The sequence below is a fragment of the Nostoc paludosum FACHB-159 genome (genome assembly GCF_014698835.1).
GTDB classification, from domain to species: Bacteria; Cyanobacteriota; Cyanobacteriia; order Cyanobacteriales; family Nostocaceae; genus Nostoc; species Nostoc paludosum.
Window position 1 is genome coordinate 54,989 of sequence record NZ_JACJTU010000024.1, and the last position, 13,868, is coordinate 68,856.

At 44.7% G+C, this 13,868-nt stretch carries 13 protein-coding genes; 12 read left to right on the top strand and 1 reads right to left on the bottom strand.

Annotated features, from left to right (window positions below):
* The first annotated feature begins 7 nt into the window (after window positions 1–7).
* The 12 genes from psaK (at window position 8) to H6H03_RS23135 (ending at window position 13,137) form a co-directional block, all read left to right on the top strand.
* The gene (psaK, locus tag H6H03_RS23080) at window positions 8–262 is read left to right on the top strand and encodes a photosystem I reaction center subunit PsaK (RefSeq protein WP_190957401.1); all 255 of its coding nucleotides are present in this window, start codon (window positions 8–10) and stop codon (window positions 260–262) included.
* A gap of 443 nt (window positions 263–705) precedes the next feature.
* A complete protein-coding gene (locus tag H6H03_RS23085) occupies window positions 706–1,902 on the top strand; it encodes a site-2 protease family protein (protein ID WP_190957402.1) in 1,197 nt (398 codons plus the stop codon).
* A 313-nt stretch (window positions 1,903–2,215) separates the two neighbouring features.
* Entirely contained in the window at window positions 2,216–3,577 is a 1,362-nt protein-coding gene (gene der / locus H6H03_RS23090) for a ribosome biogenesis GTPase Der (RefSeq protein WP_190957403.1), read from the top strand.
* A gap of 339 nt (window positions 3,578–3,916) precedes the next feature.
* Entirely contained in the window at window positions 3,917–4,837 is a 921-nt protein-coding gene (locus tag H6H03_RS23095) for an energy-coupling factor transporter transmembrane component T family protein (protein WP_190957404.1), read from the top strand.
* A 37-nt stretch (window positions 4,838–4,874) separates the two neighbouring features.
* Window positions 4,875–6,455 carry an anthranilate synthase component I gene (locus tag H6H03_RS23100; protein WP_190957405.1) on the top strand — a complete coding sequence of 527 codons (1,581 nt, stop codon included), beginning with the start codon at window positions 4,875–4,877 and terminating at the stop codon, window positions 6,453–6,455.
* Between the two features lie 82 nt (window positions 6,456–6,537).
* Window positions 6,538–6,696, top strand: a complete 159-nt coding sequence (locus H6H03_RS23105; protein WP_190957406.1) for a hypothetical protein — start codon at window positions 6,538–6,540, stop codon at window positions 6,694–6,696.
* Window positions 6,697–6,869: 173 nt separating this feature from the next.
* Window positions 6,870–7,148, top strand: coding sequence for a transcriptional coactivator PipX (gene pipX, locus H6H03_RS23110; RefSeq protein ID WP_096536564.1), 279 nt, complete (start codon window positions 6,870–6,872; stop codon window positions 7,146–7,148).
* The gene (locus H6H03_RS23115; protein WP_190957407.1) at window positions 7,145–7,813 is read left to right on the top strand and encodes a YggS family pyridoxal phosphate-dependent enzyme; all 669 of its coding nucleotides are present in this window, start codon (window positions 7,145–7,147) and stop codon (window positions 7,811–7,813) included. Before pipX ends, H6H03_RS23115 begins: the two co-directional genes overlap by 4 nt.
* A gap of 384 nt (window positions 7,814–8,197) precedes the next feature.
* Complete coding sequence (locus H6H03_RS23120) at window positions 8,198–8,809, top strand: cell division protein SepF (protein ID WP_190957408.1); 612 nt, start codon at window positions 8,198–8,200, stop codon at window positions 8,807–8,809.
* A 202-nt stretch (window positions 8,810–9,011) separates the two neighbouring features.
* Entirely contained in the window at window positions 9,012–9,830 is an 819-nt protein-coding gene (proC, locus tag H6H03_RS23125) for a pyrroline-5-carboxylate reductase (protein WP_190957409.1), read from the top strand.
* A gap of 221 nt (window positions 9,831–10,051) precedes the next feature.
* Entirely contained in the window at window positions 10,052–12,724 is a 2,673-nt protein-coding gene (locus H6H03_RS23130; protein WP_190957410.1) for a DEAD/DEAH box helicase, read from the top strand.
* A 266-nt stretch (window positions 12,725–12,990) separates the two neighbouring features.
* Window positions 12,991–13,137 (top strand): hypothetical protein, encoded by a 147-nt coding sequence (locus H6H03_RS23135; protein ID WP_190957411.1) that lies wholly within the window; start codon window positions 12,991–12,993, stop codon window positions 13,135–13,137.
* 5 nt (window positions 13,138–13,142) lie between these two features.
* Here H6H03_RS23135 and H6H03_RS23140 read toward each other — a convergent pair whose 3' ends face one another.
* A complete protein-coding gene (locus H6H03_RS23140; RefSeq protein WP_190957412.1) occupies window positions 13,143–13,517 on the bottom strand; it encodes a hypothetical protein in 375 nt (124 codons plus the stop codon).
* Window positions 13,518–13,868: the final 351 nt, after the last annotated feature.

A 13,868-nucleotide genomic window follows, 5' to 3' on the forward strand; every position in this document is an offset into this window, starting at 1 on the left:
CAAAAGCTTGATTTCATCTACTTTATTAGCAGCCGCGGCGTCTGTTCCTCCAACACCCGTCTGGACTCCCACAGTAGGAATCATTATCAGTGTTAGTAGCTTGGTAGTTCTTTTGCTAAGTACTAGGATTGAAAAACCCTTAGTTGGCCCCAAATTCCCTATTCTGCCAGTTAGTATTCCAACATTCATCGCAGCGATGGCTTTTGGTCATGTTATCGGCGTTGGCATTGTTTTAGGGCTAACTAACATCGGTCGTCTGTAGGTTTGAAATTACACAAACCTTGCTTCTAACATTGCATTAATATTTTGGTTCTTTCTCCAGCAAGAAAAACGAGCGAGTATCAGCCAGTCAGCCTTAGTGTAGTTGCTCTAACTGAGGATGTAAGTACTAACCTTTCCTGAAAGAGAGGATTCAGCTACTTTCCCAGCAGGGGATTTACGTGGCTTGAGGGACGGGATTAGTCCTAGATCTCGGACTCAATCAGTTAATTCATGCAGGAGAAAGAACCATGATCTCATCAATGCTATTAGCAGTCCAAGTTACTGTACCCAGAACTCCCACAGAGCATTAATTGTCTATTCTAGAAATTGGAGCATTTGATAACTGAGCATCAATTCGATGATGCTTAGAAGATATATTTACCAACATTTACGAAAAATTACGGTGTAGGAGTTATTGGAAATATCTAGTTTTAGGACAATGTAATGCAAACAAATTGGAAAATAGGGTCTTTATTTGGAATCCCTCTGTTTTTAGACCCGTTGTGGTTTGTGATTTTAGGGTTGGCAACTCTAAATTTTGGGGTAGCTTACCAAGAATGGGGGAATGTTATAGCTTGGAGTGCAGGAATAGTTATGGCACTGCTGCTATTTGGTTCGGTGTTGTTACATGAATTAGGTCACAGTTTGGTAGCCCGATCGCAAGGGATTAAAGTTAACTCTATAACCCTGTTTTTATTTGGCGGCATCGCTGCTATCGAAGAAGAATCTAAAACTCCAGCACAAGCCTTTCAAGTAGCGATCGCTGGCCCTGTAGTGAGTATCGTACTATTTTTCCTGCTAAGTTTGGCAGCCACCGTTTTACCTGATACTAGTACAGTCAGTATGATGGTAGAAGATTTAGCAAGAATTAACTTAGTGTTGGCGCTATTTAACATGATTCCTGGGTTACCTCTAGATGGGGGACAAGTGTTAAAAGCAGCACTATGGCAAGTAACAGGTAATCGTTTCCAAGCCGTACACTGGGCTGCAAAAGCCGGGCAAATTTTGGGTTACAGTGCGATCGCTTTCGGATTTGTTATAGATTTCTTTACCAGGGAGTTAGTACTTGGTTTGTGGGTTGCGCTGTTGGGTTGGTTTGCTGTCCGCAACGCTAACAGCTATGACAACGTGACTACATTGCAAGAAAGCTTGTTAAAGGTCGTGGCCGCCGATGCCATGATCCGCGACTATCGAGTAGTTGATGCTGACCAGACATTGCGTTCCTTTGCCGATTTATACCTATTGGAAACAGCTCCTTTGCAAGTTTATTTTGCTGCTTCTGATGGACGTTACCGGGGTTTGATTTCCATCGACGATTTGCGTTTAATTGAAAGGAGTCAATGGGAAACTCAAACTGTACACAACATTGCCCGTCCCTTGACAGAAATACCTCATGTTACCGAGTCTTCTACACTAGCTGAGGTAATTAACAAACTAGAAAATCAGGAATTATCTTGGATTACCGTACTTTCTCCTGCCGGTGCTGTAGCTGGTGTCATTGACCGGGGAGATATTGTGCGGGCGTTGGCGCAAAAATTAAATTTGCGGATAACAGAGGCTGAAATCAAGCGTACCAAACAAGAAGGTACTTATCCGCCTGGGTTACAACTTGGGTCAATTGCGAAATCCACCGAAAATTAAGTGTCACACCTTCGTCATAGTTTTGCAATGGATTTGTCAAAAACCTGTGTGATATTTGATCTGGTATTTGGTTACAAAATGCTTTTTTTGGGTTCGAGGTAGGGTGACCTACCTTTTTTTATTGGAAAATTGGGCATGGGGAAAGGGAAAGGGGGAAAGATTAAATTTATTCCTTTTCTCTTTTCCCTTTAACCTTTTTCCCTGCCTCTCTTCTTCCTCACTCCCTCATCCCTATGCCCTATGCCCCATGCCCTATGCCCCACTATATAATGTAAGTATGTGATATACTACGTCTCTCACTTACCCTGGTTTTATGGGACTGCCAATTGTTGCTATTATCGGACGCCCAAATGTGGGCAAATCTACCCTGGTTAATCGTCTCGCCGGGGAACAAACGGCGATTGTCCATGATGAACCGGGGGTGACACGCGATCGCACCTATATGGATGCTTACTGGCGCGATCGGGAATTTTTAGTGGTAGACACCGGTGGTTTAGTTTTTAATGATGATACGGAATTTTTACCACTAATTCGCCAACAGGCAATGACAGCGCTAAGAGAAGCGAGTGCTGCGATTTTTGTAGTCGATGGTCAAACAGGCCCCACATCCGCAGACCAAGAAATCGCTACTTGGTTGCGCCAACAACCCGTACCCGTGCTGTTAGCTGTCAATAAATGTGAATCTCCAGAACAAGGCTTAATCCAAGCTGCTGAATTTTGGGAATTGGGATTGGGCGAACCTTATGCCATCTCAGCCATTCATGGCAGTGGCACTGGAGAGTTACTTGATGAGTTAATTAATCACATACCTGTTGTTGGAGAAATCCCAGAAAGTAACGAAATCAAAGTTGCAATCGTGGGACGGCCAAACGTGGGCAAATCTAGTTTACTCAATGCTTTTGTTGGCGAAGAAAGAGCAATTGTCAGCCCGATTTCTGGTACAACCCGCGATGCAATTGATACCGTTGTTGAGCGAGAAGGGCAAACCTATCGCTTGATTGACACCGCTGGGATTCGGAAAAAGAAACAAATAGAATACGGCACAGAATTTTTTAGTATTAACCGCGCTTTCAAAGCAATTCGCCGCGCTGACGTGGTTTTATTAGTACTAGATGCCTTGGATGGAGTCACAGAGCAAGACCAAAAATTAGCTGGGCGGATTGTTGACGAAGGTCGAGCTTGCATCATCGTAGTTAATAAGTGGGATGCTGTGGAAAAAGACTCTTACACAATCTACGACTACGAAAAAAGTCTGGAAGCGCGGTTACATTTTACCGAATGGGCAGAAACAATTTTTGTGAGTGCCTTGTCAGGACAACGGGTAGAAAAGATTCTAGATTTAGTAAACACAGCCGCCGAATCTCACAAACGCCGAGTCAGTACGTCAGTGATTAATGAAGTATTAACAGACGCTGTAAGTTGGCATTCACCACCAGCATCCCGCAGTGGGCGTCAGGGCAAGATTTATTATGGTACACAAGTGAGTAGCCAACCGCCAACCATCGCCTTATTTGTCAACGACGCCAAACGCTTTAACGACAACTACCGCCGCTACATTGAGCGCCAATTCCGGGAACAGCTAGGATTTAAAGGTAGCCCCATTCGTTTGCTTTGGCGGAGTAAAAAAGTTCGTGATGTTGAAAGTGGTAACGTTAATCGAGCAACACGCGTTTAATCAAGTTAGGAGTTATGAGTTAGGAGTTATGAGTTAAAGCCAAAATTGCTAACTATACAGCCCTATGGACTTGAGTTTGATACACGCATTTAATCAAGTTAGGAGTTATGAATTAGGAGTTATGAGTTAAAGCCAAAATTGCTAACTATACAACCCTATGGACTTGAGTTTGATACACGCATTTAATCAAGTTATGAGTTATGAGTTAGGAGTTATGAGTTAAAGCCAAAATTGCTAACTATACAACCCTATGGACTTGAGTTTGATAGTAATGCAAGGTGAAAGTTATAACTTAAAGTCAAAACTCCTCACTCCTAATTCTTAACTCCTAACGCTAAAATGGATTTACTGCGATCGCTACCACTTGGACTTTATTTAGAACAACCCCAAACTTGGTTGCATAAAATCGATCCGCGAGTCAAGTTTGCCTGGTTGATGAGCTTTTTAACCAGCTATGTATTAGCAAACAACTTATGGCGGGTGCTGTTGGTGCTAATATTGATTATTGCTACCTTATTTGCAAAAATTCCCCGACGAGTATGGCGGCAGCAAATGGGTTGGCTGTTGATGCTATCATTTTTCGTCTTAGCGATCGCGGCCATCAGTCCCGATGCAATGGGTGTAGATTATCAGCCACGCCTACCAGCAAACGAACAAATATTAACCCAGCCACCAAATTCCAATAATGTAGCTCAAGAAGAAACAACCGAAGGGCAAAAATACAGCTACGTGCTATTTCATAAAGGCCCAGTCAGAGTAACTCGTCGTTCTTTGGAATTAGGAGTTAGTCTGAGTTCGATTATTTTTACCGTGATTTACAGCACCAACCTGTATCTACTGACAACCGCACCAGAAGAAATTACATCTGGCATAGAAAGCTTAATGCAGCCCCTACGGCGTTTGAAGTTGCCTGTTACAGAAATTGCTTTAACTTTAACTTTATCTTTGCGCTTTATTCCCTTAGTTTTAGAAGAAGTACAAAACTTATTCCGTTCTGTAATGACAAGGGCAATCAATTGGAAAAAGCTGGGATTAAAAGGAGCATTTAAAGTTTGGATGACAGTGGCAGAGAGATTGTTAGATAATCTCCTCTTGCGAGCCGAACAAATGGCGAATGCAATGATGGTGCGAGGTTTTACCAGTCCCAACGAACATCGAGTTCAGTGGCACGACTTACGATTAAAAGGCCTTGACTGGCTTGCTATTGCAACTTTAGTCTTATTCTGGGGAATACGGCTAGCTGTAGGAACTAAAGTCTAATTTGCCACCCTTGAAAATCGAAAGTTTCTAATATAGTATGACCAAGGCTTGGTATTGGCGATCGCTACCCTTAGAAAAGCGCACAGGTTCCGAAGTTTTTGCTGCCTTGTTTCGCCCCACCACAACGGGAATTGCTACCTTACTGGAAAGTCCTTACCCAACGCCAATCGAACATCCCCAACTAAGTCGATATTCTATCTGTGCAGGCGCTCCTCGTCTAGTCGATGGCATCCCACAAATGTGGACACCAGCACTAGGGAAGGTTTTCCCCTTCCTAGAAAAGTTGTTGCAGCAAGGGTTAGAGCCAGATGGGGAGACGGGGAGATGGGGAGATGGAGAGAATAACCAATACCCAATCCCCAATCCCCCACCTCACCTTCCCTTCCTCGGTGGTTGGTTGGGTTGGCTAAGCTACGATGTCGCATGGGAAATTGAACAGTTACCTTCTAAAAAAATTGATCCCCTGCCATTTCCTGTAGCTTTTTGGTACGAACCAGATTGTTTTGCAGTTTTAGATCACGCCGAACAAATCCTTTGGTTAGCTGCGGGCGATCGCACTGGACTTGATGATTTACAGGAAAAATTGCACAAGAGACAAATGGATGAAAAAGAGGCAGAGGGCAGGGAAGAAAATCCTCTCCCTTGCACCACTTCGGCTACGCTCAGCGATCGCCTGCCCCCTGCTCCCCCTCCTCTTTTTTTGACATCACAAGCAGATTATGAAACGTCTGTCAACCAGGCGAAAAAATATATTCAAGCTGGAGATATCTTTCAGACAAATCTTTCGTTGCGATTTCAAGCATCTACAGCGGCTTCTGGTTGGGAAATTTACCAAGCCCTACAAAAAATCAATCCTTCTCCCTTTGCTAGCTATTGGCAAACGCCTTGGGGAGAAGTGATGAGTTGTTCGCCGGAACGGTTGGTATTGTTGCAAAACCGACAAGCGCAAACCAGACCGATCGCCGGGACGCGATCGCGTGGCACAACCCCAGAACAAGATATGCAACTGGCGCAAGATTTACTCAGCAACACCAAAGAACGTGCAGAACACATCATGCTTGTGGACTTGGAACGCAACGATTTAGGGCGAGTCTGCCAATGGGGAAGCGTTGTTGTAGACGAATTGCTGACAATTGAGCGATATAGCCATGTGATGCATCTTGTCAGCAACATCAAAGGTACTTTAAAAAGCGAATCTACCAGCATTGATTTGATTCGTGCTACCTTCCCAGGTGGCACAATTACAGGTTGTCCCAAAATCCGCTGCATGGAAATTATCGAAGAATTAGAACCCGTGCGACGCAGCTTATTCTACGGTTCCTGCGGCTATTTAGATTGGCGCGGTAATTTAGACTTAAATATCTTAATCCGCACTCTGCTACTAGCACCCGCGTCTCAAACTCAAGAGGACGCGGGGACGGGGCGACACGGGGACGCGGGGAGTCTATCACAAATCCTGTCTGCGTCTTCCCCATCCCCCCACCCCTCACTCAACATTGTGTGGGGACAAGTTGGCGCGGGAATTGTCGCAGATAGCGATCCTGAAAGAGAATGGTATGAATCTCTGCACAAAGCTCAAGCACAACTAGCAGCACTGAAAATGCTGAATAATCAATAAGGGAATGGGGCATAGGGGATGGAGCATGGGGAGATGAGGAAGACGCGGGGACGCGGGGACACGGAGACGCAAAGAAAAACTAATGACAAATGCCCAATGCCCAATGCCCCATGCCCATTCACATAAGTTATTTTGCTCCATTAGGCGACAGTTGTGGCAGTATGGAAAGAAGTTAGAAAATTGGTCGGGGAGCCGTTGGGAAGTTTATCGGGTGTTTTCCCTTGCTAGACCAAGCTTTTAACAACTTCCGCCTCACTACCGCTAGCTTAAGAAGCTGATTAAAAACTAGATCAAGGTCTTCAAAACCATAGTTTCGCATTTTAAGAAAATATTCTGGCGAAAGGAAGGTATTATCGTCTGAATGTTTGGAATGAACTGCGAAAGCACATACATATCTCCCACCTTGACTATTCAATGAATCCAGAAAACGCAGAAACTTACATAAATCATCCAACTTGGGGTTTACTTTACAAGATCTGTATGGTTGATGAGAACCAGGATCTATTCACTACACTTTATGCCCAGCGTTTATTTTTTTTGGTGGCAAATGACATTAAAGGTGTTAAGTTCCAGCCTATCGGACGGACTGAAGCTAGAATGATGTTGGAAAATCGCTTACGTACTCTGCGTCGCACAGGGCAATCTCAGGAGTACGATCAGCTTCAGAGTGTTTTCCAACGCACCTTCCAATGAACAGTTCGATTTACGAACGTATTGTTACCATTCGTTCCTCGCTACCAACTTCAGTCAGATTGATTGCTGTCAGCAAGCAAGTTCCTGCTGAGGCGATTCGCTGTGCATACAACGCAGGAATTCGTGATTTTGGCGAAAGTCGTATCCAAGAAGCCACCATTAAACAAGCCCAGTTGCAAGACTTACCGGATATTACTTGGCACTTTATTGGACATTTGCAAAGCAATAAAGCCAAAAAAGCCATTGAACAATTCCACTGGATTCACTCCGTAGATAATTTAAAGCTGGCAGTGCGCTTAGAACAATTGGCGCAACAGCTAGGAGTGAGTCCCCAAGTTTGCTTGCAAGTGAAAATTCTCCCCGATCCTAACAAGTCGGGTTGGACTGTACCTGAACTTTTGGCTGATTTACCCGCTCTTAATCAATGCAAAACTTTACAAATTCAAGGTTTGATGACAATTCCGCCTTCAGGATTGGCTGATGCTGAAATTTTGAGTGTGTTTAATCGATGTCGCGAACTGGCAAAAGAAATCCAACAGAAAAACTGGCCGCACATAAAAATGCAGCAGTTATCTATGGGTATGTCAGGCGACTACGAACTGGCAGTGCAAGCAGGCGCAACGATGGTACGATTGGGAACCATCTTATTTGGCGATCGCCTCTAGCATACTAGTGTCAAGCTTGTTCTTGAGTATTAATTAAAAGATCGGGATTTGATGACAACAATTTTGTAACAGACTGGTGCAATTGGAAACAAAGGATATAGTATTGACAAGAGCAATCGCCAAGTAAAATTCGGGTAAAAGAACTTTCCTTTGGACAAACCTTAGGATATAATCTTGACTCATTATTGTGTTTAGGCGATGTACAGGCCTTGCTAAAAGTGTCCGTTCATCGCCAAAGCCCGTAGTATAGGCTACAAATAGCAATATATTTGCTCAAGTATCCACCCATGTAGCGATGCCTACGGCGGGCTGCACCTACGCAGATGGCTAAATTAATCCTTTAAGCCAAGTCAATACCGACTATTCGCACCAGGAGAGTACAAAATGAACAACATCTTTTCCAAACTCAGGGACTTCGTAGGTCTAAATGAGCAAGTGGAATACGAGTATTACGAAGAAGAACCAGATACAGACAATAATTACCAAAATCTGTATCAGCAAGAAAATCCCCAACCAGTGCCACAAGAAGCCCCAGCAACTCAAAATCGACGTTGGCGGGAACCAGTGCCTACAATGGGAGAAGAGATAGCAGCAGCAGCAGGTTCAAAGCCAATGGGGAATGTGATTGGTATGCCAGGAGCAATTAACGGAATTTCGGAAGTTTTAGTACTCGAACCACGCACCTTTGAAGAAATGCCTCAGGCAATTCAAGCGCTGCGAGAACGCAAGTCAGTGGTATTAAACCTGACAATCATGGACCCAGATCAAGCTCAACGAGCAGTAGATTTTGTCGCAGGTGGTACTTACGCTTTAGATGGACATCAAGAGCGCATCGGTGAGAGCATCTTTTTGTTTACGCCAAGCTGTGTACAAGTTAGTACCCAAGGTGGAGTTCTTCATGAAGTACCACAACCGCCAGCCCGTCCTTCTCGCCCCGCAGGTTCTTCATCTACAAATCAAACTTGGGGCAACGAACCTAATCGGATGGCACAATAAATTTAAATTAGTCTTTTGTCCTCTAATACAAAGTTAAGCCACTGCCTTGGATGGGTTTCCCAACTGAAAGCAAGTGGCCTTTGATGGTCGCAAACCTCAACCAAGACTTTGCGCTTTGTCCTTTGTTAGTTAACAATAAACTAATGACGAATGACAAATGACCGACGATGACAAATGACTAATGACCAATGACTAATGACTAATGACTATTAAATTTGGCTTAATTGGTGGTGGGGTAATGGGAGAATCGCTGTTATCCCGCCTTATCGCGCTTGGAATCTATCAATCCTCAGAAGTCATAGTTAGCGAACCGCTACCCTCACGCCAGGAATTTTTAAAACAGCACTACAATGTCGCTGTAACAAATGATAGTAGCCAGGTTTTCACCCAAGCAAAAGAAGTAGTGTTTTTGGCAGTGAAACCCCAGGTATTTAGTACTATTGCTCAAGAATTAGCTGATATTGATATTCTGAATATACAACACCCACCATTGATTATTTCCATCTTAGCGGGCGTGCCTTTAAGTCAGTTAGAAGCTGCATTTGTGCAATTGCCAGTAATCAGAGCAATGCCCAACACTCCAGCAACGGTGGGAGCAGGAGTTACCGCGATTTGTTCGGGTGCATATACCAACCAGAAGCATTACCAAATAGCACATAAAGTTTTTTCTGCTGTGGGTGAAGTCGTAGAAGTTTCAGAAGTGCTGATGGACGCAGTTACAGGGTTATCTGGTAGCGGCCCGGCTTACGTGGCGCTATTGGTAGAAGCACTTGCTGATGGCGGAGTAGCCGCAGGTTTACCCAGAGTGATTGCCAATCAACTTGCCTTGCAAACAGTACTGGGAACAGCAAAACTGTTGCAGGAAACCAAAATGCACCCAGCAGAACTCAAAGATCGCGTTACCAGTCCAGGTGGTACAACAATCGCCGGGATTGCTCAACTAGAAAAGGCAGGATTTCGCTCAGCTTTAATTGAAGCAGTAAAAGCTGCCACACAGCGATCGCAAGAACTGGGAAAATAAAAAATGGGGCATAGGACATGGGGCATGGGGCATGGGGGATGAGGAGGCAGGGGAAAAGGTTAAAGGGTAAAGGGTAAAGGGATAAATTTAACCTTTCCCCCTTACCCCTTTCCCTTTCCCCATTCCCAATGCCCAATGCCCAATGCCCAATGCCCAATTCCTAACGAAGTTGACAAAAGACCCGTTAGTATAGTAAACAGTCTGGTTGCAAATGTGATTGAGTGAATTATCCCGCGCCGTCTCCTGAACTTGACCTGAGGTCGATATTTCCCTTTGAACTGGATCGGTTCCAGAAAGATGCGATCGCATCCCTTAACGCTGGACGTTCCGTAGTTGTATGTGCGCCTACAGGTTCGGGCAAAACATTAGTAGGGGAATACGCCATTTATCGCGCCCTGTCGCGAGGAAAACGTGTGTTTTACACTACTCCCCTGAAGGCGCTGTCGAATCAAAAATTACGTGATTTTCGAGAAAAATTCGGGTTCGATCTGGTGGGACTGTTAACTGGAGATGCTTCCATTAACAGGGATGCGCCCATTTTAGTGATGACTACAGAAATTTTCCGAAATATGCTCTATGGTACACCCATTGGGCAAGTTGGAATTTCGTTAGTGGACGTTGACGCAGTGGTGCTGGATGAGTGCCACTACATGAACGATCGCCAACGCGGTACAGTTTGGGAAGAATCTATCATCTACTGTCCCCGTGAAGTTCAACTGGCAGCCCTTTCCGCAACTGTAGCCAATAGCGATCAACTCACCGATTGGCTCAATCGCGTCCACGGGCCAACAGACCTGATTTACTCGGATTTTCGCCCAGTACCATTGGAATTTCACTTTTGTAATGCCAAAGGCTTGTTTCCGCTGTTGAATGACAGCAAAACCAAAATTAACCCCCGTCTGGCGAATCGGGGCAAAAGAAGACAAGGCGATCGCACAAAAGCTGGTAGACCAGAGGCTCCTGGTATAATTTATACCTTGAACCACTTGCAGCAACGGGATATGCTACCAGCCATTTACTTTATCTTCAGCCGCCGGGGATGTGATAAAGCAGTGGCAGAAGTGGGTGATTTATGGCTGGTAAATAATGAAGAGTCCCAAATTTTACGGGAACAAATTGATGAGTTTTTAAACCGCAATCCGGAGGCAGGACGTTCTGGACAAATTGCCCCGCTGTACCGAGGAATCGCCGCCCACCACGCCGGGATTTTACCTGCATGGAAAGCATTGGTAGAAGAATTATTTCAGCAGGGGCTGATTAAAGTCGTCTTCGCCACCGAGACACTAGCAGCGGGAATTAATATGCCCGCCCGAACAACGGTAATTTCCACCCTTTCCAAGCGTACTGATACTGGACACCGCCTGCTGAACGCTTCCGAATTCCTGCAAATGGCGGGACGGGCAGGCCGCCGGGGGATGGATAAACAAGGTCATGTGGTGACTGTACAAACTCCCTTTGAAGGAGCCAAAGAAGCTGCGTATTTAGCCACATCCAAGCCAGATCCGCTAGTTAGCCAGTTTACGCCAAGTTATGGTATGGTACTCAACTTGCTGCAAACCCATACCATAGAGCAAGCCAGGGAACTGATAGAACGCAGTTTTGGGCAGTACATGGCGACTTTGCATTTAAGGCCAGAATACGATGAAATTGCCGAATTGCAAGGGCAATTAGCCCAACTTCAGGAGCAAATCGCCGCCGTTGATGAAAATGAACTGGCTGTTTATGAAAAATTGCGGCAACGGTTGAAAGTAGAACGCCAGATATTGAAAACCCTGCAAGAACAAGCGCTTTTAGATAGGCAAGAACAACTGGCGATGATGTTGGGCTTTGCAGTGTCAGGAACTCTGTTGAGTCTCAAAGGTAAAAATATCCCAGTGTCTACACCTGTAACCGCAGTGTTAGTCGGAAAAACCCCTGGTTCTGGTGACGCTCCTTACTTGGTATGCTTGGGACACGATAACCGTTGGTATGTGGCAACTACAGCAGATGTAGTGGATTTGTATGCCGAACTGCCGCGAGTTGAAGTGCCACCAGAAGTGCTACCACCAACAGAAATGCCCTTGAAGCCGGGACAGCCAGTGCTTGGTGGTCAAGAAACATTTGCGATCGCCACCCAAATCCCAAATCCGGTAGAGTCTTTGTATATGGCACCAGAGGTAGCCGAACAACTCAGCCGTGTTACCGCCATTCAAGAGCAAATAGAAGCTCATCCCGTACATCAATCAGGCAATGCCGGAACGATTTTCAAACGCCGGGCCCGCTACGTCGAACTAGAAGCCGAACTCGAAGAGTTGCAAGGAGTAGTAGAGCAACAGTCCCAACGTCATTGGGAAGAGTTTCTCAATTTAATCGCAATTCTGCAACACTTTGGTGCATTGGATAACCTAGTACCCACACAAATAGGACAAATTGCTGCTGCCATTCGTGGTGAAAATGAATTGTGGCTGGGTTTAGTATTCGCTAGCGGTGAACTGAACAACTTAGATCCGCACCATTTAGCGGCGGCGGCGGCGGCTTTAGTGACAGAAACTCCACGTCCAGATAGCAAGGTTAACTTTGACCTCAGTAATGAAGTCACAGAAGCCTTGGCAAAACTACGGGGAATCCGTCGTCAGATGTTTCAACTGCAACGGCGTTATAACGTAGCATTACCTATATGGTTGGAGTTTGAGTTAATTGCCCTAGTGGAGCAATGGGCACTGGGTATGGAGTGGACAGAACTGTGCGACAACACCAGTTTGGATGAAGGTGATGTGGTGAGAATTTTACGGCGGACGTTGGATTTATTATCGCAAATACCCCATGTTCCCCACTTACCAGATTCTTTTCAGCGTAATGCTTATCGAGCGATGCAGCTGATTGATAGATTCCCTGTGAATGAAGTGGTTGAATGAAGAGGACACAGGGACGCGGAAGGGGACAAGGGGACAAGGGGGACATAGCAACGCCGAAAAATTAATCTGTTCATCTTTATATATCTCCGTCCCCGCGTCTCCCTGTCTCCCCCTCCCCGCGTCTTCTTCCCTCTGGTTGTAATTAAAAATGCTTTTTTTGGTTTGTATACTTTCTACCAAATTTAGGATAAGTAGTATTGTTTGGAATTCCTGGAATAGCTTTGTAATTAGGGCTTTTAATCCAAAATCGTTCGACTGAGCGACTTGTGCCGAGCGTTCGCGTAGCGTCTCGCAGAGAAGTCGAGGTAAGCCGAAGTCCAAAATCTAAAATCCAAAATCGGTACACTTATGCAAACTATTGGGATGTTGTTAACAGTTTAATAGAAGTTATTGCGATCGCCATCAAGACTTGAACAGTCTAATACACCAAGTTTCCAGTACCACGCAACTGACGTAAAGAATTTATGCAATATGGACAGTCGCAGGCAAATAATTTAATTGCAGCTTCGCTTTCCTCGTCAGTAAAGTCCAACATAGCAATATTCTCATCTGATACTGATGTCACAACGGTTGAGGAACGTTGCGAAGTATAAGGGCGCTTTCTCTCAGAATCTCGAATGCATATAAAATCTTTTCCGCCATGTGGGTTAGTGATACATGTACGGCCGTCTTGTGTGTGCATTAATCGCTGAGTAATACTAGCATGGGCAGGATGAAATACTCCCAGGGTGGACATCAGCGAAGTAAAAATTGTGGAACTCGAAAGCAAATTAAGTATTAGTTTTCTGTTCATCGGTTTCCCAATAAAATGTTTCTGAACGCTAAGGCTATCCGATTAATAGTTATAGGTCAAGTGACCTTTTATCTATTTTTATCTCTACAATCAAAAATTTATCAGATTTTTAAGCCCAAACCTGTAAGAGCAGTGGACTAGGGACTGTAGAGAAGTATTTTTGCTCAGTATTGAGCAATTTCAAGTTAGACGATATGAAAATGGCGCGTTGGGCTGCGCGACAACTCACTCTATTATTGTTTAATCTTAAATTAGGTTGTGCTGTTTAGCCGAATCTATTTTGTATTTTATTATTCCCAGCTTTTGTACTTTTCTATTTATAAAATGCGTAATTTGATACTAAAAATGGGT

Bases quoted from the DNA above. Each gene is read 5' to 3' on its own strand.
- H6H03_RS23120 (WP_190957408.1), top strand. From the start codon at position 8,198: ATGAACAACATCTTTTCCAAACTCAGGGACTTCGTAGGTCTAAATGAG.
- H6H03_RS23140 (WP_190957412.1), bottom strand. From the start codon at position 13,517: ATGAACAGAAAACTAATACTTAATTTGCTTTCGAGTTCCACAATTTTT.
- H6H03_RS23105 (WP_190957406.1), top strand. From the start codon at position 6,538: ATGACAAATGCCCAATGCCCAATGCCCCATGCCCATTCACATAAGTTA.
- H6H03_RS23085 (WP_190957402.1), top strand. From the start codon at position 706: ATGCAAACAAATTGGAAAATAGGGTCTTTATTTGGAATCCCTCTGTTT.
- H6H03_RS23115 (WP_190957407.1), top strand. From the start codon at position 7,145: ATGAACAGTTCGATTTACGAACGTATTGTTACCATTCGTTCCTCGCTA.
- H6H03_RS23095 (WP_190957404.1), top strand. From the start codon at position 3,917: ATGGATTTACTGCGATCGCTACCACTTGGACTTTATTTAGAACAACCC.
- der (WP_190957403.1), top strand. From the start codon at position 2,216: ATGGGACTGCCAATTGTTGCTATTATCGGACGCCCAAATGTGGGCAAA.
- H6H03_RS23100 (WP_190957405.1), top strand. From the start codon at position 4,875: ATGACCAAGGCTTGGTATTGGCGATCGCTACCCTTAGAAAAGCGCACA.
- proC (WP_190957409.1), top strand. From the start codon at position 9,012: ATGACTATTAAATTTGGCTTAATTGGTGGTGGGGTAATGGGAGAATCG.
- pipX (WP_096536564.1), top strand. From the start codon at position 6,870: ATGAATCCAGAAAACGCAGAAACTTACATAAATCATCCAACTTGGGGT.